Genomic DNA, 21,763 nt, shown 5'->3' with positions numbered 1-21,763 from the left:
AATCTTTATTTCGTAAAAGCGTGTAGTTTTCACGGGCCCCTATCTGACGCGCCGAGTAGCGCAGTCAAAACAAGATTAAGGGAGCGTTTGTTTGAGTCCCGCAGCAGCTCACGTATTGAGTGAGCTGCCAGGTCGAGTTTCGCGACCGCTTGTTTTGACGAGCAACGCAGGGATAAAAGCGGAAGCTAGGGTGCCCTTTCTTTTGGTTACTTATTCTTTGGGCAAGCAAAGAAAAGTAACTCGCCGAGTGGCGAAAGAAAGTGGTGAATAATCTAAGAAATACTTATTAAAATTAAATCCAAAGCAGTGCAGGACTCGCTCTTCTATTGTCCTCAAGCGAGGGATTAACATTGCCTGGATTCTGGACTCCGCCAGAATGACGACCTAAAAACCATTCAGCAAAGCAGAGATTCCAACAATTACCTTCTAACACACTCCTCCACGCCCGTATTCCCACCTTTAAACGCCGGTTCAAAATAAAACTTCCTGAACATTAACTGCCCCTTAGATCCCTTCTTGAACTCCGCAATACCGGTACCAAAATCCTGCGTCTTACCCCCATACTCACCATTCTCCACCGGCAAGGCAAAATGCATCGCCGCATGCATGCCATGTGCCGCCGCATGTCCTTTATAGATGCCATAATCAGGGACCTCCAGCTGAAAGTCATAACTGGTATCTGCACCCTTGCTATGTTCCTTGCGCAACTTCATCGTCACTATGCCGGTATATTCACCTTCATGTGCATCCTCGCCGCGGCAATCATAGATGCCGCTCAGATCAACCGCATTAGCATTGGTGACCAGTAATCCCAGCATCAGCGCTGCAAAATATTTCATATTCTTTTCCTAACATTATTCAGGTGGGCGCACCCGTACAAAGCTGGCAAATTTTGGTTTGCCTTTTTTGGTGATATCCCGGTAAGTATAAGTGACCTGGCTGCCGACTGGTGGTGGATTCGCACGTTCTGCATCAGTAAAACCTGTGCCTAGCTTGAACTGCAATCCATCCGGCATTTCTACCAATAATGCGCCCATTTTACCTACATATTTGCCTTTGCCAGGTACGTGCGCGATGACTTTAGCTTCGGCATCCAGTTGCGGCTTGAGTTTGAGTAAAGCATGATTACGGCCGGTGAGATATGGCGCATCAGCACGATGCAACATCAGCCCTTCCCCATGTTTGGCAACCACGCTATCGAGTGTGCGTTTAAGGGATTGTTCATCTTGCACCTGAAATTGTTTAATGGCTTTCAGGTAGGGGCTGTTTACTTTTCGTGCGAGTTGCTCCAGCTGCCAGGCGCGATCTGAGAACGAGCCTGCTGCATCCGGTAGCTCGAATACGTAATAAGTCACTTTTTGCCATGCAGCATCTTCCGGCACTGTTTGCCTGACGGTAGCCGACAGTAACTCGAATTGGCCGCGCGCTATCCACAACTCGCCATCCAGTGCCTGAGCGGAAAATTGTTTAGTAAACCAGACTGGTGCGTGAATCGGGTGCCCCTGACGGCTGACTAATTGCTTGCCATCCCAGACTGCGCGGATGCCATCCAGCTTTTCGCTTACCAGGTATTCGCGGACATCTAAACCTTGCTGGTAAATGTGTGCCAAGAGGATATCCGGCGCTTTAGCAAAAACTGGGAAAACCCACAAAGTGAATACCAAAAGAAGGCAGGTTTTGATATAAGACATTAATCACCCCTGATAATTAATTTAAATTAACAGGAGTAAACTACATCAAACGGGTGATTCCGGCAATATTTCTTATCGATAACGCTGAGAAATTAAATTGTTTTTTTATTTAAAAATCATAGTACTTGGCACCATAATTTATCGTGATGCATGAGGTCCATCCATAAGGCGATCAAGCTCAATACAACCAGCATCATGCCGCTGATACGCATGCCGGTGGTTTCTTTAAACCATGCTGGTAATGCTTGCTGGCCTGACTGCCACAGCACAGGCGCGATCGCCATCACGGTGGCAGAACCGATAGCGAATGCCATCATCACCAATGCACCTTGTAACCATTGAGATTGCAGGGATGCCAGCATCACGGCCGAATAAAGTAGCCCGCACGGTAATAAGGCCCAGACCATGCCGGTGAACAGGAAATTAAATCTGGCGTGTCGGGTATGCTGTTTGATCCACACCCATACCTGTTGTGCGCCCTGCACCGCCCATTGTGGCTGCTTACCGGTGACCAGTAACAAAAAGCCCCAGGCAAAGATCAGGGTGTGCGAGAAAGTCCATAAGGGCTGGAATACCTGGCTTTGCCCAGATAACCAGGCCAGGCCACGCAAACTTTGTGCAGCTAATGCGCCCAGCATGCCATAACCGAGCATACGGCCCAGGTAAAAGCTCCAGGGAACGGTTTTGACTATGCGTATCGGGATGGATTTAGCGTTGGAGGGTGACTGCATGGCGCCGCAAGCTGCACCACACATGGCAATGCAGTGAGGCCCGCCTGCCAGCCCCATGACAAAGGCGGTCAGGAGTAAACTGGCTAACATGCCGGCAGTTTAAAGGATTTTGGAAAACCTTGCACGGTTGGCATCGTGCTGTAAATAACGGTCAAAAACCAGGGCAATGGCGCGGATAAAGAACCAGCCCATGTCGGTGACTTTAATCCCATCCTCTTCCAATATAACTAAGCCCTGTTTTTCTTTTTCTAAAAGTTGTTGAAGCTCATACTTAAAGTATTCTCTGAAGTTGGTCATGTAGGATAATTCGATGGATTCATAACTTAATTCACCATGACACATGATGGCCATAATCACCGCACGGCGTATGAGGTCATCACGGCTGAGCGCCAGGCCACGGACAATCGGCAATTGTTGCTGGTCCAGAAAGTCATAATACTCTTCCAGCGTTTTGGCGTTCTGGCTGTAAGTCGCCCCCATTTTACCAATCGCTGACACACCTAAAGCCAGAATATCCTGGTCGGCCATGGTACTGTAGCCCTGGAAGTTGCGGTGCAACCTGCCCTGCTGTTTGGCGGTGGCGAGCGCATCTTCAGGCAAGGCAAAATGATCCATGCCTATGTAGACATAACCCGCCTGCATCAACTGCTGAATCGCTTCGGACAGCATCTGGATTTTGTCGACGGCATTGGGCAGATCTTCCTGCAAAATACGCCGCTGTGGTTTGAAACGTGATGGCAAATGCGCGTAGCCGTAAAGTGCGATGCGATCTGGTCGCAGGGTGATGATCTGGGAAATGGTCTGCCTGAAAGTGACAGGTGTTTGTTTGGGCAAACCGTAAATCAGGTCGGTATTCAGTGACTGAAAACCCATCTCGCGCGCCTGGCGCATCAGGGTGGCGACTTGTTTGTAAGTCTGGATGCGATGCACGGCTTCCTGCACATCGGCATCAAAATCCTGCACCCCAAAACTCAGACGGTTAAAGCCAAGCTGCCGCAAATGTTGCAGACGTGCCTGGTCTACCGTGCGTGGATCTATTTCAACCGAATACTCCCCTTCGGCACTGAACGAAAATGCTTCTTTCAGCATGTGTATCAGACGGGATAATTCTTCATCATTGAAGAATGTAGGCGTACCGCCTCCCAGATGTAACTGGTTAACTGGTTGCTGCTGACCTAATGGTTGCAGATGCAAATCCAGCTCGCGTTGCAGGTAGTCCAGGTAAATTGCGCTTTGCTCATGGCGCTTGGTCACAATCTTGTTGCAGGCACAGTAAAAACACAGCGACGCACAAAACGGGATATGCACATATACCGATAGCGGTTGCGTCCAGCTGTTGATATTGCGCTGTTCGATCGCCTTGCAATAGGCCGTGGCATCAAACGCCTCAACAAATCTGTCGGCCGTCGGGTAAGAGGTATAACGTGGCCCCGAAACGTCGTAGCGCTCGATATGCTCCTGCGTAATCATCAACGGTTGTTTCATGGTAGCTGGCAAACTGTTTCCTGTCCGGGTGGGATGACAGTCACTTTGCCACAAAGTAATTGGCGGCTACTTGATGCAGATCAAATGGATAGCGGTCGTGCGCGTGCACAATGGGGTCACATATAAAAACGGGAAGAGAACTCGCATCATGCTCAATGAAACATCAGGCCAGGACGCGTATAATTTGGCAGATACTCAACTCCAGTCCAGGATTGCCGCTATGCATGCCGAGCCAAGGCCAATTGAACACCAGCAAGCCGAAGCCAAACAACTGGAATCCAGTTTCAAGGTCGCCTGTTCTAACTGCAATCTGCGTGAACTTTGCCTGCCCGTTGGCCTGAGCACAGACGAAATGCAGCAGCTGGATGGCATGGTTGCGAGCCGCAAAAAAATCAAGCAAGGTGGGCATTTGTATAGCAGTGGTGATGCTTTCACCATGCTGTACGCGATCCGCACCGGTTTTTTTAAGACCTGCGTGGTTTCTGAAGATGGTCGCGAACAAGTGACAGGTTTCCAGATGGCCGGTGAAATCATAGGTCTGGATGGCATCGTCAGCGACAAACATAACTGCAATGCCATTGCGCTGGAAGACGCCGAAGTCTGCGTGATGCCTTTTAATCATGTGGAAGACCTTTCACGGCAAATCCCCATGCTGCAACGCCATGTACACAAAATCATGAGCCGCGAAATCGTGCGCGAGAATGGTGTCATGATGCTGTTAGCAAACATGCGCGCTGAAGAGCGCCTGGCGGCATTTCTGTTAAATCTATTACAACGCCTGCACGCCAGGGGTTACTCCAAAAGCGAGCTGATTTTGCGTATGACGCGTGAAGAAATCGGTAGCTATCTGGGCATGAAGCTGGAAACCGTCAGCCGCACGTTTTCCAAGTTCAGCGAAGAAGGCATCATCGAAGTCAAACAGAAGAATATCCGCATCCTCGATCACGACAAACTGAAAGCGATCTTTAACGCCAGCACCTGCTAAGCCAGGTTTTCCAGGATGGAAGCTCAAGCACTATTCTGTGAGCTCACTGCCTATGCGGCGACGCGTGACTGGCAATATATCTACCCGGTCTGGTCACGCCGGGCACAAGGCATTTCCATAGGCATTAACCTGCATCCCAACCATTGCTGCAACTGGCATTGCATTTACTGCCAGGTGCCAGGCTTGCAGCGCGGCCCGTCACCTGTTATCGCTATGCAGATACTGCAAGCTGAGCTGCAAGAATGTTTGGACTGGATCACAGAGCAATCAATGGCGCATGGGGTTGATCCCTTATCATCTCTCATACAGGACATTGCCTTTGCAGGCGATGGCGAACCAACTACTTCACCCCAGTTTCCTGAAGCTTTAAAGGTCGTTAACCACATCCTCAAGCATCATCAGCAGCCTGTATTAGTCAGGCTGATTACCAATGGCAGTCAATTGCAATATGCCCATGTTCAGCACGCCATTCAATGCTTGAACGCAATGGGCGGTGAAGTATGGTTTAAGCTGGATGCGGGAAGTGATGCCGAGATGCACGCGTTGAACGATAGCCATGTGCCGCTGGCATTGCATTTGCAGCGTTTGCAGACCTGTTGCACCCTGTGCACGACGTGGGTACAGACGGCGGTTGTCAGCAGGCAAGTCAATCAGCAGATGATCACTACGCCATCCCTGCCTGGCTATATAAAAGCGCTGGAAGCGTATCAAGGAAAGATGGCAGGTATTTTGTTATATGGCATTTCCAGGCCTAGTCAGCAAGCGGCTGCAGTGTGCTTACAGCCTACGTCAGAAAAAGTGATACAGGGTTATGCAGGGGAATTGCGCGAACATGGGTTTAATGTGCGCGCATTCAGTTAGATATACTTAGGAGTCAGCGTTTAGTCGTCAGCCGGTTTCATACCGGTTTGCGCGTGGTTGCGTGCCGCGACAGCAGGTGCCATGCCATCTCTTTCCGCATCCAGCGTTTTATTGATTTCAATCCCTTTGCGGTAGTAATCGTCTATCGGTGGATCAGGATGGGTAATCGCCAGATACAGCGTGATAAACGAAGCCACTATCACCAATGCCGGGCCACCAATAATCAGCCAGACGTAGGGATTCTGGTACCACTTTTGTGGATCAACCGTCTGTGTTCCTTTGTGCATTATGCTTTGTGCCACGTCGCTCTACTCCGTTTGTTAACCTTAATTACCTGGCTACCCATTAATTACTGGGCACGATAAATACAGATTTTTCCTTGATGGTTTCTTTGGCTTGAATATCCGTCATTTCAAAGAAGATCTTGTGCGATCCGGCGCGCGTTTCACCATCCGGCAACTGTATCTCAACAATGACATTGCGCTTCTCAAAAGGTTTAAGCGCTTTGATCTGCTGGACATTGTTATCTGAGAAATGAATGACCAGGTCAGGTAAACCGGTGACTTTCAGATCATAATCCCGCATCTCTTCAGTCTCGTTTTCCAGCTTGAGGTTATACACGTTCTCAATCTTGCCATCGTTGGTGTAACGCGCCATCACAGCGCGGTCACGTAATACGTCCAGCCTGAAATCTGCTTTGTAATAGATGCTGACTGCCATGCCCACAACCATGGTCATGAGAATAGCCGTGTAAATCAGCACACGTGGCCTTAACAATCGCGCCAGCATCTGCTGACGGCTCCAGCGGTTATCCATGCCATTTTGCGTGGTGTATTTGATCAGGCCTCTGGCATAACCCATTTTATCCATGACATCATCACAGGCATCAATACAGGCACCACAACCGATACACTCATATTGCAAACCGTTACGGATATCAATGCCGGTCGGGCATACCTGCACACAAATATTGCAATCGATACAACTACCCAGGCCATTAACGTTTTCACCGGCCTTTTTAGAACGCGCACCGCGTGGTTCACCGCGTGCTTCGTCGTATGTCACGTTCATGGTATCGCCATCAAACATGGCACTCTGGAAACGCGCATACGGGCACATATATTTGCAGACCTGCTCGCGCATATAGCCGGCGTTGCCATAGGTGGCAAAGCCGTAAAAACATACCCAGAAGGTTTCCCAGCCACCAGCCTGGAACTGCAGCAAGCTAGGCACCAGTTCACGCATGGGCGTGAAGTAACCAACAAAGGTGACGCCAGTCCATAAGCCAAATGCTATCCAGGCAAACTGTTTCAGGGATTTACGCGTGATCTTGTTGAGATTCCACTTGCTGTCATCAAGGCGCATACGTGCAATACGGTCACCCTCGATCTTCTGCTCCATCCACATGTAAATCTCGGTGTATACCGTTTGTGGACAGGTGTAGCCACACCATAACCGCCCGGCAATGGCGGTGAACAGGAACAGCGAAAGCGCAGAGACAATCAGTAGGAATGCCAGGTAAATCAAATCCTGCGGATGAAAGATCAGGCCAAACACATAAAAGCGCATGCCCTCCAGGTCAAACAGCATGGCCTGGCGGCCATCCCATTGCAGCCATGGCACACCGTAGAAAAACAGCTGCGTGACCCACACCATGACCCAGCGCCAGTTATTGTAAAAACCTGAAACGCTACGCGCGTAAACCTTGTCTTCAGATTTATAAAGCGAAAAAACCACCTCCTGCTCAGGTATGGTGGTTATTTTCACAGCGTTCTTTCCAATGTCACCCATGGATTTCTGCATGCCTTACTTGTTGGAAAGACCCCAAACATAAGCAGTCAGCAGATGGATTTGCTCAGGACTGAATTTCTCTTCCCAGGCTGGCATCTGGTTGGTTTTACCTTCATGAATACGTTTGATAATGGCCGCTTCACCCTGGCCATGTAACCAGGTGTTGTCTGTCAGGTTAGGTGCACCTATCATCTGGTTACCTTTGCCTTCAGCGCCATGGCAGGCAGCACATACCACGAATTTATCCTTACCGGCATTGGCACGACCTGAGTCATGAATGCTGCCAGACAGGCTTAATACATAGTTAGCCACGTTTTTAACGTCTTCTTCGCTACCAACAGCAGCGGCCATTGGCGGCATCATGCCGATACGACCGCCGGTGATGGTTTCCTTGATTCTTTCCGGGCTACCACCGTATAACCAGTCAGTATCAGTCAGGTTTGGGAAACCACGGCTGCCTTTGGCATCAGAACCATGACAAGCAGCGCAGTTATTCAGGAAAATACGCTTGCCGATATCTCGTGCTTCCGGGATCTTGGCAACATCTTCAACCTGCATCGCGGCATATTTGGCATACAGCGGTGCAATTTTTTCGTTGTTTTTAGCTTTTTCAGCTTCGTACTGCTTAACGGCAGTCCAGCCAAATTTACCCTGATACTCACCCAAACCCGGGAACAGGAACAGGTAAGCCAGACCAAAGATCACGGTGATGATGAACAGACCTACCCACCACATTGGCAGCGGGTTATTCATCTCTTTAATACCGTCCCACTCGTGACCATTGGTATTGTCACTGTCCAGCGTCACTTTTACGCGGCTGGCGAAAATCAGCAAGCCAACACAAAACGCAATGCCACCCAGGGTAATGGTCGAAATCCAGATCGGCCAGAATCCACTTACAAAATCATTCATGATGTTTTCCTTAACCTTTTTGCGCAGGTTTTAGTCTTGATCGAACGGCAGGTTCTGCGCGTCCTTGAAATTTTTGGAGTTACGGTTGCGCCATGCCCACACTGCGATCACTACAAACAATACAAAGGTGAGTAATGTGAACAGTATGCGTAATATGCTGATGATATCCATGGCGCGACTCCTTATTTAAGATGAGTACCTAGAACCTGCAGGAATGCCACCAGTGCATCCATTTCAGTTTTGCCTTTAATGGCAGCACTACCCTCTTTGATCTGCTCATCGGTGTATGGCACGCCTACTTTACGCAACGCAGCCATGTGGTCACCAATGGTCGCATCATCGACCAGGTTCTCATTCAACCAGGGGTAAGCCGGCATGATGGATTCAGGGACGACGTCACGCGGCTGGTTGAGGTGCACACGGTGCCAGTCATCGCTGTATTTACCGCCTACACGATGCAGGTCTGGACCTGTACGCTTGCTGCCCCACTGGAACGGGTGATCGTACACATATTCACCCGCGACTGAGTAATGGCCATAACGCAGCGTTTCAGCATGGAACGGGCGGATCATCTGTGAGTGGCAGTTGTAGCAACCTTCACGCAGGTAGATGTCACGACCAGCCAGCTGCAACGCAGTGTATGGTTGCAAGCCACGGATAGGCTCTGTCAGTGTCTTCTGGAAAAACAAAGGCACGATTTCTGCCAAACCACCGAAAGAGATGGTGATTAAAGTCAGCACGATCAACAGGAAATTGTTGGTTTCGATCTTTTCGTGCAGATTGCCACTATTTTGTTCATGAGATGCCATGAGGATTCCTTAAGCGTGAGCTACGACAGCTGGTATTTCTACCGTGGCTGGTTTGCCGCTGTTTGCTGTTTTATATGTGTTCCACAACATGATCACTAAACCGCTCATGTAGAGGAAACCACCAATCGCACGGGTGAGGTAGTACGGGAATTTTGCTTTTACGCTTTCGACAAAGGTATAAGCCAACGTACCGTCAGCGTTCATTGCACGCCACATCAAGCCTTCCATCACACCGGAAATCCACAATGCCGAGATGTATAACACCACACCAATGGTCGCCATCCAGAAGTGCACTTCAATCGCTTTCACGCTGTACATGGTTTTTTGACCGAACAGACGTGGAATCAGGAAGTACAGGGAACCGATGGAAATGAAACCTACCCAGCCCAAAGCACCAGAGTGCACGTGACCTACAGTCCAGTCAGTGTAGTGAGATAAGGCGTTCACTGTTTTGATCGCCATCATCGGGCCTTCAAAGGTACTCATACCGTAGAAAGACAGGGAAACGATCAGGAAGCGCAAGATAGGGTCTGTGCGCAGTTTGTGCCAGGCGCCGGACAAGGTCATGATGCCGTTGATCATGCCGCCCCAGCTTGGCGCGAAGAGAATCAGGGATAACACCATGCCTAAAGACTGGGTCCAGTCAGGCAATGCGGTGTAATGCAGATGGTGAGGACCTGCCCACATATAAGTAAAGATCAGCGCCCAGAAGTGAACGATAGACAGGCTGTAAGAATACACAGGACGCTCGGCTTGCTTAGGCACGAAGTAGTACATCATGCCCAGGAAACCGGCTGTCAGGAAGAAACCAACCGCGTTGTGACCATACCACCACTGCACCATCGCATCTTGCACACCTGCGTACGCAGAGTAAGACTTGAACCAGCCGGCAGGGATCGCCGCACTCTCAACGATATGCAACAAAGCCACCGCCAGGATAAATGCACCGTAGAACCAGTTAGCAACGTAGATGTGTTTGACCTTGCGGATACCGATAGTACCGAAGAACACAACGGCATAAGAAATCCATACGATTGCGATCAGGATATCGATTGGCCATTCCAGTTCACCGTATTCCTTACCCTGGGTATAGCCCAGTGGCAGGGAAATCGCCGCAGCCACGATCACTGCTTGCCAGCCCCAGAAAGTGAAACTCGCCAATTTATCGCTGAACAAGCGGGTCTGGCAGGTACGTTGCACAACATAGTATGAAGTCGCGAACAAAGCACAGCCACCAAATGCAAAAATCACGGCATTGGTATGCAGTGGTCTCAGGCGGCCGAAAGAGGTATATGACAAGCCCAGGTTTAAATCAGGCCACACCAGCTGGGACGCGATGATCACGCCCATCAATGTGCCAAACACACCCCAAACCACTGCCATGATTGCGAATTGGCGAACTACTTTATCATTGTAGGTCGCAGCCTTCACGGTTGCATCTTGCATGGATTTCTCCCAATCATTAAAACAAACACCCAACATGAAAAAACTACTTTTTTTGATGTATGCCCAATGTCGCACACATTAAGTGGCGACGATTTGACACATATCAATCCTGCTCTAATATTCGGGATCCTTCTTCTTCCAGATCCTCAAATTGTCCGGTATGGATCGCCCACCAGAAGCCACCCAGAATCACAAACACCAGCAGCACCGCCAGTGGTATCAACATAAATGCTATTTCCATAGAGCTATGCCTGACCTTTCTGCCAACGCGACTTGTCCCAATCGGTCAATCGCAATGCATTCAGCAGTACCAATAGCGAACTGGCCGCCATGCCTAACCCGGCCAACCAGGCAGGCAGCAGGCCCATGATCGCTAAAGGCACACCGGCAGCGTTATAAAGCGCTGCCCATAACAAATTTTGTTTGACGATGAGGATGGTTTTCTTGCAGTGCGAAATGAGCGAAACCAGCACACCGATATCATTACCCAATACCACCATATCGGCTTGTGCCTGCGTCAAAGGGACGCCGGTACCCATTGCAATAGAAGTATGCGCTGCTGCAATGACAGGGCCGTCATTCAAACCATCACCTACCATTAAAACTTTCCGCCCCTGTTGTTGCAGCAACATCACGTGTTGCAGCTTATCTTCTGCTTTTTGCAGACCTGACGCACTCTGAATACCGAGTTGTAATGCCAGATTTTTTACCGGCGCTATTCTATCACCAGATAACAGTTGAATATCAAGCCCTTGTGAAATTAATTGTGAAATCGCCGCCTTGGCATGTGGCTTCACCTGCTCGGTCAAGGTAAACCTCGCCACCATCACATTGCCAGCCATCAAATACACCTGGCGCTCTGCTCCACTTTCCGACTCCACCACGCCACAGAACTGTGCATTGCCCAGTTTCACTGCCACGGCAGCTTCGGCTTGCGTATCCAGGGTAGCTGAAATACCGCCACCGACGACTTCCTGCCAGTCATGCATGACCAGGTCAGTGAGGGCATCTTGTTCTACAGCATACGTATGCAGAGCCTTTGCCACCGGGTGCAGGGAGTCGCGTGTGATCGAGGCCAGTATATCCACAATCAGGGTATTGCCCCAATCCGGGTGAGCTTCAGCCAGCTGAACCTGCTGCAGGTTCTCGGTCAGCGTGCCGGTTTTATCAAACACGATGGTATCGATTTCGCTCATGGCCTGAATCGCCTGCAAGCGGCGGATCAGCACACCACCTTTGGCAAACGTGCCCGCACTCGCCAGCATCGCCGCCGGTGTCGCCAGAGACAACGCGCATGGGCAAGTCACCACCAGCACCGCGACCGCCGACATCACGGCTTTGGCCGGGTCTATAGACCACCAGTAACCAACCGCCACCAATGCGGCAAGCAACACGCCCCACAGGAAAGGTTGCGCGACTTTATCCGCCAGCAAGGCGATGCCAGGCTTTTCAGTTGATGCGGATGCCATTAAATTCACCAGCGCATGGTATTGCGTGCCCTCGCCCACCTGCTCGACCTGCATCTCAATCACTGAAGTCAGGTTGCCGGAACCGGCGATCACTTGCGCACCGGTTGCTTTCATCACCGGGTCAGATTCGCCCGTAAGCATGGATTCATCGGCACTGGTATTGCCGACTATGACCTTACCATCCGCCGCAAATATCTCGCCTGGTCGAACATACAGAATATCGCCGACATTGATATTGCTGGCCGCAATCTGCACCCACTCGCCTGTTTCACTTTTTTTCAGCACTGCATGTGGCAAGCGGCGCATCATGTTTTCCAGTGCTCCCGCAGTACGGTTGCGCAGTTTCACATCCAGCCAGCGGCCGATCAGCAGGAAACTGACGAACATGGTGAGTGAATCGTAATACACCACATCGCCCCACCAGCCGCCAGGCGCAAAGGTTGCCAATGTGCTCATGACAAACGCAGTGATAATACCAAGCGACACCGGCACATCCATTCCGAGCTGGCGCTGCTTGAGACTGATCCAGGCCTGAGACAAAAACGGCGTTGCCGAGAACAGCATCACCGGCAAGGTCAGCACCCATGAAGCCCACTTCATCAGTTGTACCATATCAGGCGCCATGTCATTGCTATCGGCGGTATAGGTGGGGTAAGCGTACATCATGACCTGCATCATGCAGAAAACGGCGACCACCAGCCGCCACAGCATCTTGCGCTGCTGGACAGTTCTATCGGTGATGGCGTTGTATTCGTTGACAGGCAATGCGGAATAACCAATCTCATCCAGATTGGCAAACCATAACGAAGGGGAGATTTTTTGTGCATCCCAGACTACGCGTACGCGTTTGGATGCAGCACTGGCATGCACGGCAAGCACGCCGGGGATTTGTTTAACAGTCTGCTCGATGCGGCCACTACAGGCGGCGCAGTGCATACCGTCAATCCAGACGTGTGAAGTCCAGATATGAGAAGCATTGGCATCACGCTGGCTAAAACGCTCCCATTCAGACTGGATATCCAGTCCTTGCCAGGGGTTTGCGCTGTTCACTACCTGCGACTTTGCCATTGCAATATGGACCATTCGTGAAACATTATACAACTTTATATTATATGATTGAATATAATATAAATCAATGTCTTAGCTGGTTTCTGAAGTGTTTATTAAGCCCGGAAACGGCTGTCTTTTCTTTGATTTAGCGCAAGCATCTGCTACGAAAAATAACGCTAACATGGCAATAGCCGAAGCCATCGGCTTCGGCACACCATCAATTTAAGTTACTTCACGCGCATGCCAGGCTGGGCACCGCTGTCAGGCGACAGAATGTATGGTCCGCCGCGCTCATCACTGGCTGCCAGCACCATGCCCTCACTCATGCCAAACTTCATCTTGCGCGGTGCCAGGTTAGCCACCATCACGGTCAGGCGTCCGACCAGAGTGGCCGGGTCATAAGCAGACTTAATCCCTGCAAAAATCTGACGCGGGTTTTCTTCGCCGATATCCAGCATTAATTTCAGCAACTTTTCTGCGCCTTCCACATGTTCGGCACTAACGATTTTTGCAATGCGTAAATCCACCTTGGCAAAGTCATCAATCGAAATATAGGCACCCTCTTCTGCTGGCTTGCTTTCGACTTTCGCCTGAGCTTTAACGACTGGCGCAGATTCAGTTGCCTGCAAGTTTTCCTTGTTGGCTTCCACCATGGCTTCGATCTGCTTGCCTTCCAGGCGCGTCACCATATGTGAATACGGCTGTATGGTTTGCGAACCCAAACCAAATGCCGCATCGGCCCACTGCAAAGGTTCCACATCGAAGAAAGCCTCTACCGCCACTGCAATATTTGGCAGCACCGGCTTCAGGTAAATCGTCAGCAGGCGGAACATTTCCAGCGCGTTACTGCAAATGGCATGCAATTCCGGTGATTTAGTTTCATCTTTAGCCACCACCCATGGCGCCGCCTCCGCTACATAGGTATTGGCTGCATCTGTCAGTTTCATAATCTCGCGCAAGGCACGCGCAAAATCACGCGCTGTAAAGGCTTCCGCAATAGCTGGTGCCGCTGCTCGCATGTCATCAATCACCGCATGCTGGGCAGGAATGATTTTGTTGTCGAACTTCTTGGCGATAAACCCGGCAGTACGGCTGGCGATATTGATGTATTTACCCACCAGGTCGCTATTCACACGCGCGACAAAATCTTCCAGGTTCAGGTCGATATCTTCCATGCTGCCATTCAGCTTGGCCGCATAGTAATAGCGTAAATACTCCGGATTCTTGACGTGATCCAGGTAACTGCGCGCCGTGATAAACGTGCCTCGTGACTTGGACATTTTCTCGCCATTCACGGTCAGGAAACCATGCGCAAATACCTGTGTCGGCGTGCGGTGACCAGAATACTCCAGTGTCGCCGGCCAGAACAAGGCGTGGAAGTAGAGAATGTCTTTACCGATAAAATGATACAGCTCGGTGGTGGAATCCTTTTTCCAGTATTCGTCAAAATCAAGACCAGCTTTAGAACACAGATTCTTGAAACTGGCCATGTAACCAATCGGCGCATCCAGCCACACATAGAAATATTTGCCTGGCGCATCCGGAATCTCAAAACCGAAATAAGGCGCATCCCGCGAAATATCCCAGTCAGATAACTTGTTCTCACCCGCCTCGCCCAGCCACTCATTCATTTTGTTAGCGGCTTCAGCTTGCAAGGTTGGCTTACCTTGGATAGCTTCGCGGCGAGTCCAGTCACGCAAAAAGTCCACGCACTCGCTCAATTTAAAGAAATAGTGCTCAGTCTCCTTACGTACCGGTGTCGCGCCGGACACGGCAGAATAAGGATTGATCAATTCTGTCGGGCTGTAAGTGGTACCGCAGACTTCACAGTTATCACCATACTGATCCTTGGAGTGACATTTAGGGCACTCGCCTTTAATAAAACGGTCCGGCAGGAACATGCTCTTAACCGGGTCAAAATACTGTTCAATCGTCTTATTGGCGATCTTGCCATTGGCTTTAAGCGCGCGGTAGATATTGCCGGATAACTGGCGATTCTCTTCCGAGTTGGTGGAATAGTAGTTGTCAAACTGCACCAGGAAATCGGCGAAATCCTGGCTATGCTCAACATGCACCTTTTCAATCAGCGCTTCCGGCGTGATGCCTTCTTTTTCCGCCCGCAGCATGATAGGTGTGCCGTGCGTGTCATCGGCGCAAACGTAATGCACAGTATGGCCCTGCATTTTCTGAAAACGCACCCAGATATCGGTTTGAATATATTCAACCAGATGCCCCAAATGGATACTGCCATTGGCATAAGGAAGTGCAGAAGTGACCAATATTTTGCGTGTCATGACACCGTAACCAAAAACTTAAAACGCTTATTTTAGCAAACCCGTTGCAGTTTCAACGAATCTTTATGCCATTCGACACTACATAATCACAAGCCTGGAAATTATATTGCCTGCGATAAGCAGGCAATATGATGTGTAGCAATGAAGCAACCATTTATTTCAGCAACATCGGCGAAATCAATAATCCTTGATTGGCCTTAGCTTTGGCAAAAACCAATCACTCTCAATTCACTAATTTTTAGGAATCAGCACAGCACTCATTGTATGAATTACACCGTTATCTGCATTGAGTTCATTGCCCGTTACTTTCACGTTATTCACTTTAACCCCCTCGGTGACTGATAACTGTAGGTCAGCACCTTCCAACGATTTAATCTTACCGGCGCTCACGTCGGCCTGAGTGATTTTGCCGGGGTAGATATGGTACGAAAGCACTTTTTTAAGTTGGTCGCTATTTGCCATCAGCGCGTTTAATTTGGCTTTAGGCAATTTGGCAAAAGCGGCGTCATCTGGTGCAAACAAGGTAATCGGCCCATCGCCGTTCAAGGTATTTTCAAGGCCCGCTAGTTTTACCGCTTTTAAAAAGGTTTTAAAGCTGCCATCTTGTTGAGCTGTTTGTAGCAAGGTATCTGCATAGGCAACACTGGAAAGGCTCATGGCCAGGGCAGTGAGTGCGAGTATTTTTTTCATGTTATTTTCTCCTGATAAATGGGTAACTTAAGTGTTCGGGCACAAATCTATGTTACCGATGTATTCACATTATCCTTGGAGCCTTACTGCTAACTTACCAGAACACACTCAATAGCTTACACCTAGCTTACTGGCCTGACGGAGAACGTGCCTTGGTCTCTAATTTAATGTCCAAATCGCATAGAGTCTGCATGACTAGGAATGCTCAATGGGGTAAGATACCCGCTCTCTTTAGTCAGGCATTACCTCAGGAATCCCAGGCATGGCCATCAGCGAATTATTGATCCAAAGTACCCTCAAACTTTGCATAGACCCGAATACCGGTAAAGACTTTATCAGTGGAAAATCCATTAAAAATATCCAGATTAATGGCAGCGATGTCAGCCTGGATGTGGTGTTGGGCTATCCGGCACAAACTCAGTTTGATGTGATTCGCCAGCAAGTGCTGGATGCACTGAGAAGTGTAGAAGGCGTAGGCAAAATCACGGTGAATGTAGGCTCCCGGATTGTCGCGCACAGTGCGCAACGCGGCGTGAATCTGCTGCCTAATGTGAAAAATGTGATTGCGGTAGCTTCTGGCAAAGGTGGCGTGGGAAAATCGACTACCTCAGTGAATCTGGCGCTGGCTTTAGCAGCGGAAGGCGCGACTGTAGGCTTGCTGGATGCTGACATCTACGGGCCCAGCCAACCGCAAATGCTGGGTATCAGTGGCCGCCCGGATAGCGCCGATGGCAAAAGCATAGAGCCTATGCGCGCACATGGTATTCAGGCGATGAGTATTGGTTTCCTGGTGGATACAGACACGCCTATGGTTTGGCGTGGCCCTATGGTGACTGGTGCATTGGAACAATTATTAAGAGATACGCGCTGGCAGGACCTGGATTATCTGGTGATCGATTTGCCGCCAGGTACCGGTGATATCCAGTTAACCTTGGCTCAGAAAATTCCAGTCACTGGTGCAATTATCGTGACCACGCCGCAAGACATCGCCCTGCTCGACGCGCGCAAAGGTCTCAAAATGTTTGAGAAAGTCGGCATCCCAATCTTGGGCATAGTCGAAAATATGAGTACGCATATCTGCTCCAACTGCGGCCATGAAGAACATATTTTCGGTGCTGGCGGTGGCGACCTGATGGCTAAAGATTACAACATCGATTTACTGGGCAGCTTGCCGCTGGACATTAATATCCGTGTGCAGGCGGATAGCGGCCAGCCGACGGTAGTGGCCTCGCCGGACAGCGCGATTACTAAAACTTATAAAGAGATCGCCCGTAAAGCCGCCAGCAAGATTGCAATCGCCAGTCTGGACCACAGTGCCAAATTCCCAAATATTGTGATTCAGAAAACCTAGAAAGATACACGCATGACCATCCGTGAGCATCATATTGCAGAAGACCTGATCGGCGCGCAGTACGAAGCCATGGATGAGCGCACACAAAAGGTGGCGAGACAGCTGACCGAGCGGCGCCACATTTCACGCCACCCGTCACAAAAGGCTGGCGAGCCGTCTGATTTCGGGCAACGTGCGGCGGATGCCGTGGCGCGTTTTGGCGGCTCATGGACGTTTATTTTTGCGTTTATTTTTGTCCTGATCGCCTGGGTCATACTGAATTCCGTCATCTTGCTGCGCTACAACAGCGCATTTGATCCCTACCCTTACATCCTGCTCAATCTGTTTTTATCCATGCTGGCTTCAATTCAGGCGCCTATCATACTGATGTCGCAAAATCGGGAAGCCGAGATAGACCGTGGCCAGGCCGAGCACGATTACGAAGTGAACCTGAAAGCAGAATTGGAGATATTGCTGCTGCATGAAAAAATGGATGGCCTGCGCAACCAGCAATGGCAGGAGTTGATTCAGTTACAGCAGCAGCAAATCACCTTGCTGGAAAAATTGCTGGTAGATAAATCCAAATAAATCAGAGATGCCAAAGATTTAAGCATTAAAAAAGCGCCTGATGGCGCTTTTCTGTTGAATGCTGAGTGAAGCTTTACTATTTCAGCTCAACACCAAAATTATAAACATCGACCCCATTCGGCGACTGAATCAGCGTCGCTGGAATCGCCACACCATTACGCCAGTTATCGACCGCCTCTTGCTTGCCGGCGCCTGTCACCAGGAACATGACTTCATTGGTATTATTCAGGCGGTCCTGGCTGATGGTAATGCGGTCTGCCGGTGGTTTGGGGGAGTTGAAAACTGGCACGGCATCAGCAGTATTATTCACTACCTGACCCGGGAACAGGCTGGCAGTATGACCATCTTCACCAAGCCCCAAAATCACCAGATCAAAAGTACGTACGCCTTTTAATGTCTCCGCATATGCCTTGGCACCTTCGATATTGCCTAATTCAGCAGGAATATCATGAATCTGGTTTTCCGGGATCGCCACATGGCTCAGCCAGGCATCACGTGCCATTTTGCTGTTGCGTTCCGGATGGTCTGCCGGCAGGCAGCGGTCATCGTTATGATAGACATGCCACTTGGACCAATCAGCATCCGCTTTTGCCAGCAGTTGGTATACCGCTTTGGGAGTGCTGCCGCCTGCCAGGACAACCAGGAAATCGCCGTGTTTGGCGATGGCTTCGTCAGCAGCTTTTAAAATGCGCTGTAAAGCTGCCTGGTTGATTTCATCTTGTGATTGAAAAGTGTGCCAACGTGTTTGAGAGTTCAAAGACATATAAAACCTGTAAGAAAACGATACAAAACAACTTTAAGTCATTTACAAAAACACTTTGTGACATTTTTGTTAAATAACAAAATGCAGCCTTTCAGTCGCTGGCTGCATTTGTTATAATTATAACCGACTCGACATGATAATTCTGCAAAATTATCAAATAACCCGCTCGGGTTCATGCCATCCAAAAGATGGGTGTTTCAATAACTGTCCTTACACCATAGGAAAATCCTGATGAAATTAGCAATGATTGGCTTGGGCAAAATGGGCGGCAATATGGCTGCACGTTTGCTTCGTCACAAAATCAACGTGGTTGGTTTTGACTTTAATACCGAATTCGTAAACAAATTAGTAAAAGACGAAGGCCTGGAAGCAGCAACCTCAGTTGCTGATGCAGTGAGCAAACTGGAAGGCCAAAAAATCGTCTGGTTGATGTTACCAGCAGGTGAAATCACCGAAAACCAAATCAAAGACCTGATTCCACTGCTGAACAAAGGCGATATTATCGTTGATGGCGGTAACTCTAACTACAAGCACAGCCAACGTCGTGGTGCTTTGCTGGCTGAACATGGTATCGGCTTTATCGACTGTGGTACTTCCGGTGGTATCTGGGGCCTGGATAATGGCTACTGCCTGATGTACGGCGGCGACAAACAATTCGCAGACGTATTGGCACCTTATGCACAAGCATTGACCCACGCTGACCGTGGTTGGGCACACGTTGGTCCGGTCGGTTCCGGCCACTTCACCAAAATGATCCATAACGGTATCGAATACGGCATGATGCAAGCATTTGCTGAAGGTTTGGACCTGATCAAGGGTAAAGAAGATTTCCATCTTGACCTGGCGCAAATCACTGAATTGTGGCGTCATGGTTCTGTAGTACGCAGCTGGTTGCTTGACCTGACTGCAGAAGCCCTGAAAGATGACCAGAAACTGGAAGCTATTGCACCTTACGTGGCTGACTCAGGCGAAGGCCGCTGGACAGTGGTTGAAGCAGTTGAGCAAGGCGTTGCCGCACCAGTATTGACAGTGGCACTGCAAGCACGTTTCCGCAGCCAGGACTCAAAAGGTTACAGCTATAAGCTGCTATCCCTGATGCGTAATGCATTTGGCGGTCACGCAGTAAAAACCAAGTAATAAAACAAGCCTCTCTTGATGAGAGGCTTTTTTGCTTATTACTTGTGATGTTAAAAATATGGGAAAGGCTTGCCCTTTCCCGTTTACATTTTTATCTTAAGGTTAGAAATGACGAATAAAATTGATCCATGCACACTGGTGCTGTTTGGCGCTAGTGGTAATCTGGCCCGCGTAAAACTTTATCCTGGCTTATTCAGGCTGGACTCACTGGGCCGTTTGCCAGCAGAACTGAAAATTGTCGGCGTTGGCCGTCAAGTGGTTGACCTTGAAGCCTGGCGTGCAGACATCAAAAGCATGCTGGATGCCAAATTTAAAAAAGGCTACGACCAGGCCGTGTTTGAGCGCTTTATTGCGCGTAACTTCTACCATGCCAACCCGCCGACAGACCCTGATGCATTCAGCAAACTGAAAGCAACGCTGAGCGATGAATCTGTATTCCCGCAGAACCTGGCCTACTTCCTGTCAGTACGTCCGGTGGATTTCGCGCCGGTGGTGGAATCACTGGCTAATGTTGGCCTGACGCAGGAAGACAAACACTGGCGCCGTGTGGTGATCGAGAAACCATTTGGTACCGATCTGCCATCTGCGAAAGAACTGCAAGCTGCCATTACCAAGCATCTGAAAGAAAGCCAGATCTACCGTATCGACCACTACCTGGGTAAATCTGCACTGCAAAACATCTTGCTGCAACGCTTTACCAATACGGTGCTCGAACCGATCTGGAACAACCAGTATGTGGACCACGTACAAATCACCAACACCGAAATGCTGGGTGTAGGCGACCGTACCCAGTTCTACGACAGCACTGGCGCTTTGCGTGACATGCTGCAAAGCCACATTCTGCAAACCCTGGCACTGACCGCGATGGAATTGCCTAAGGACTTATCTCCTGAAGGTGTGCGCGACGCAAAAATCGCATTGCTGGAGCAGATCCGCCCGATTCCAGTCGACGAACTGGAAAAACACGCTTTCCGTGCGCAATATAGCGCTGGCGAAATCAATGGCGAAAAAGTACCAGGTTACCTGGAAGAGCTGGGCAACAATGACAGCGTGGTTGAGACTTATGCCGCACTGAAACTGTTTATCGACAATCCACGCTGGAAAGGTGTGCCGTTTTACATCCGTACCGCTAAACGCCTTCACGAAGCCGATACCCGTATTGCTATCCGCTTTAAAAAAGCACCGCTGCAGATCAATGACCAGGACCAGAACTGGCTCATCATTGGTATCCAGCCACGCGAGTGCATTAAACTGGAAATCCAGTCCAAGATTCCTGGCCTGGATATTCAAACGCGCACCATCCAGCTGGATGCCGCCAACCGTTGGGATAGTGATGACTCCGTAGATGCATACGAAGCTTTATTGCTGAACCTGATGCAAGGTGACAACTCCAACTACCTGCACATTTCTGAAGCTGAAGCGCAATGGCGTCTGGTTGACCCGGTCGTTAAAGCCTGGGCTGAAGACAAGCGTCCGGTATATCAATATCCTGCCGGTAGCCGTGATCCTGAAGCGTCCAAAGTGATCTTCGAAGGTGAAGACCAATTCTGGCGCTACAGTATTGAATTGGGCGGCGACAAATAAGCACTTGCGGTAGAAATACCGCCGGTTTAAATAATCGCCAAAAATTCATAAAAAGTTTGCAAAACTGACAGCATTTATTGTTATTATTTGCACCTACTAAAAGCGGAGTTTGAAACTCCGCTTTTTTCTCTTTATTTGCAAGTACAT

Annotated in this window: 21 protein-coding genes; 6 read left to right on the top strand and 15 right to left on the bottom strand. The window is 49.6% G+C overall.

Annotated elements, in window-relative coordinates:
* Positions 1-419: 419 nt before the first annotated feature.
* The 4 genes from ACFQ2T_RS00605 to hemN all read right to left on the bottom strand — a co-directional run bounded on the left by ACFQ2T_RS00605 (position 420) and on the right by hemN (position 3,907).
* Positions 420-839 carry a hypothetical protein gene (locus tag ACFQ2T_RS00605; RefSeq protein ID WP_379029077.1) on the bottom strand — a complete coding sequence of 140 codons (420 nt, stop codon included), beginning with the start codon at positions 837-839 and terminating at the stop codon, positions 420-422.
* A gap of 15 nt (positions 840-854) precedes the next feature.
* On the bottom strand, positions 855-1,691 hold the full coding sequence (locus ACFQ2T_RS00600) for a DNA ligase (protein WP_379029075.1): 837 nt from the start codon (positions 1,689-1,691) through the stop codon (positions 855-857).
* Between the two features lie 116 nt (positions 1,692-1,807).
* Complete coding sequence (locus ACFQ2T_RS00595) at positions 1,808-2,512, bottom strand: sulfite exporter TauE/SafE family protein (RefSeq protein WP_379029072.1); 705 nt, start codon at positions 2,510-2,512, stop codon at positions 1,808-1,810.
* Positions 2,513-2,521: 9 nt separating this feature from the next.
* Entirely contained in the window at positions 2,522-3,907 is a 1,386-nt protein-coding gene (gene hemN / locus ACFQ2T_RS00590) for an oxygen-independent coproporphyrinogen III oxidase (RefSeq protein ID WP_379029069.1), read from the bottom strand.
* Positions 3,908-4,127: 220 nt separating this feature from the next.
* Here hemN and fnr point away from each other — a divergent pair, with 220 nt between their 5' ends.
* Positions 4,128-4,892 carry a fumarate/nitrate reduction transcriptional regulator Fnr gene (gene fnr / locus ACFQ2T_RS00585; RefSeq protein WP_379033847.1) on the top strand — a complete coding sequence of 255 codons (765 nt, stop codon included), beginning with the start codon at positions 4,128-4,130 and terminating at the stop codon, positions 4,890-4,892.
* 15 nt (positions 4,893-4,907) lie between these two features.
* The gene (locus ACFQ2T_RS00580) at positions 4,908-5,753 is read left to right on the top strand and encodes a hypothetical protein (protein ID WP_379029066.1); all 846 of its coding nucleotides are present in this window, start codon (positions 4,908-4,910) and stop codon (positions 5,751-5,753) included.
* Between the two features lie 20 nt (positions 5,754-5,773).
* On the opposite strand, the gene ACFQ2T_RS00575 is transcribed toward ACFQ2T_RS00580, so the two are convergent.
* The 10 genes from ACFQ2T_RS00575 to ACFQ2T_RS00530 form a co-directional block, all read right to left on the bottom strand.
* Complete coding sequence (locus ACFQ2T_RS00575; RefSeq protein WP_379033845.1) at positions 5,774-6,040, bottom strand: FixH family protein; 267 nt, start codon at positions 6,038-6,040, stop codon at positions 5,774-5,776.
* Between the two features lie 58 nt (positions 6,041-6,098).
* Positions 6,099-7,544 carry a cytochrome c oxidase accessory protein CcoG gene (gene ccoG / locus ACFQ2T_RS00570; protein WP_379029063.1) on the bottom strand — a complete coding sequence of 482 codons (1,446 nt, stop codon included), beginning with the start codon at positions 7,542-7,544 and terminating at the stop codon, positions 6,099-6,101.
* Positions 7,545-7,559: 15 nt separating this feature from the next.
* Positions 7,560-8,456, bottom strand: a complete 897-nt coding sequence (gene ccoP, locus ACFQ2T_RS00565) for a cytochrome-c oxidase, cbb3-type subunit III (protein ID WP_379029060.1) — start codon at positions 8,454-8,456, stop codon at positions 7,560-7,562.
* Between the two features lie 30 nt (positions 8,457-8,486).
* Positions 8,487-8,627, bottom strand: coding sequence for a cbb3-type cytochrome oxidase subunit 3 (locus ACFQ2T_RS00560; protein ID WP_055825643.1), 141 nt, complete (start codon positions 8,625-8,627; stop codon positions 8,487-8,489).
* Between the two features lie 11 nt (positions 8,628-8,638).
* Positions 8,639-9,265 (bottom strand): cytochrome-c oxidase, cbb3-type subunit II, encoded by a 627-nt coding sequence (gene ccoO / locus ACFQ2T_RS00555; RefSeq protein ID WP_055825648.1) that lies wholly within the window; start codon positions 9,263-9,265, stop codon positions 8,639-8,641.
* 9 nt (positions 9,266-9,274) lie between these two features.
* Positions 9,275-10,711 carry a cytochrome-c oxidase, cbb3-type subunit I gene (gene ccoN / locus ACFQ2T_RS00550; protein ID WP_379029055.1) on the bottom strand — a complete coding sequence of 479 codons (1,437 nt, stop codon included), beginning with the start codon at positions 10,709-10,711 and terminating at the stop codon, positions 9,275-9,277.
* Positions 10,712-10,814: 103 nt separating this feature from the next.
* Positions 10,815-10,952: a cbb3-type cytochrome oxidase assembly protein CcoS gene (gene ccoS, locus ACFQ2T_RS00545; protein WP_325240666.1), complete on the bottom strand. Its 138-nt coding sequence runs from the start codon at positions 10,950-10,952 to the stop codon at positions 10,815-10,817.
* A gap of 4 nt (positions 10,953-10,956) precedes the next feature.
* Positions 10,957-13,263: a heavy metal translocating P-type ATPase gene (locus ACFQ2T_RS00540; RefSeq protein ID WP_379029051.1), complete on the bottom strand. Its 2,307-nt coding sequence runs from the start codon at positions 13,261-13,263 to the stop codon at positions 10,957-10,959.
* Positions 13,264-13,457: 194 nt separating this feature from the next.
* On the bottom strand, positions 13,458-15,524 hold the full coding sequence (gene metG, locus ACFQ2T_RS00535; protein ID WP_379029048.1) for a methionine--tRNA ligase: 2,067 nt from the start codon (positions 15,522-15,524) through the stop codon (positions 13,458-13,460).
* Between the two features lie 231 nt (positions 15,525-15,755).
* Positions 15,756-16,214 carry a fasciclin domain-containing protein gene (locus ACFQ2T_RS00530; protein WP_379029045.1) on the bottom strand — a complete coding sequence of 153 codons (459 nt, stop codon included), beginning with the start codon at positions 16,212-16,214 and terminating at the stop codon, positions 15,756-15,758.
* Between the two features lie 262 nt (positions 16,215-16,476).
* On the opposite strand from ACFQ2T_RS00530, the gene apbC reads away from it, so the two are divergent.
* Complete coding sequence (gene apbC, locus ACFQ2T_RS00525) at positions 16,477-17,565, top strand: iron-sulfur cluster carrier protein ApbC (RefSeq protein WP_379029043.1); 1,089 nt, start codon at positions 16,477-16,479, stop codon at positions 17,563-17,565.
* Positions 17,566-17,577: 12 nt separating this feature from the next.
* On the top strand, positions 17,578-18,132 hold the full coding sequence (locus ACFQ2T_RS00520; RefSeq protein WP_379029040.1) for a DUF1003 domain-containing protein: 555 nt from the start codon (positions 17,578-17,580) through the stop codon (positions 18,130-18,132).
* A 76-nt stretch (positions 18,133-18,208) separates the two neighbouring features.
* Here the strand turns inward: ACFQ2T_RS00520 and pgl are convergent, their stop codons facing one another.
* The gene (gene pgl / locus ACFQ2T_RS00515; RefSeq protein WP_379029037.1) at positions 18,209-18,895 is read right to left on the bottom strand and encodes a 6-phosphogluconolactonase; all 687 of its coding nucleotides are present in this window, start codon (positions 18,893-18,895) and stop codon (positions 18,209-18,211) included.
* A 231-nt stretch (positions 18,896-19,126) separates the two neighbouring features.
* Between pgl and gnd the strand changes: the two genes are divergently transcribed.
* Together gnd and zwf are read left to right on the top strand one after the other, a co-directional pair.
* Positions 19,127-20,032, top strand: a complete 906-nt coding sequence (gnd, locus tag ACFQ2T_RS00510; protein WP_379029035.1) for a phosphogluconate dehydrogenase (NAD(+)-dependent, decarboxylating) — start codon at positions 19,127-19,129, stop codon at positions 20,030-20,032.
* Between the two features lie 108 nt (positions 20,033-20,140).
* A complete protein-coding gene (gene zwf / locus ACFQ2T_RS00505) occupies positions 20,141-21,616 on the top strand; it encodes a glucose-6-phosphate dehydrogenase (RefSeq protein WP_379029033.1) in 1,476 nt (491 codons plus the stop codon).
* Positions 21,617-21,763: the final 147 nt, after the last annotated feature.

This window comes from Methylophilus flavus (genome assembly GCF_042678905.1).
Taxonomy (GTDB): Bacteria; Pseudomonadota; Gammaproteobacteria; order Burkholderiales; family Methylophilaceae; genus Methylophilus; species Methylophilus flavus.
Note: the sequence above shows the minus strand (reverse complement) of the source record. Positions and strands in the feature narration are given on the sequence as shown.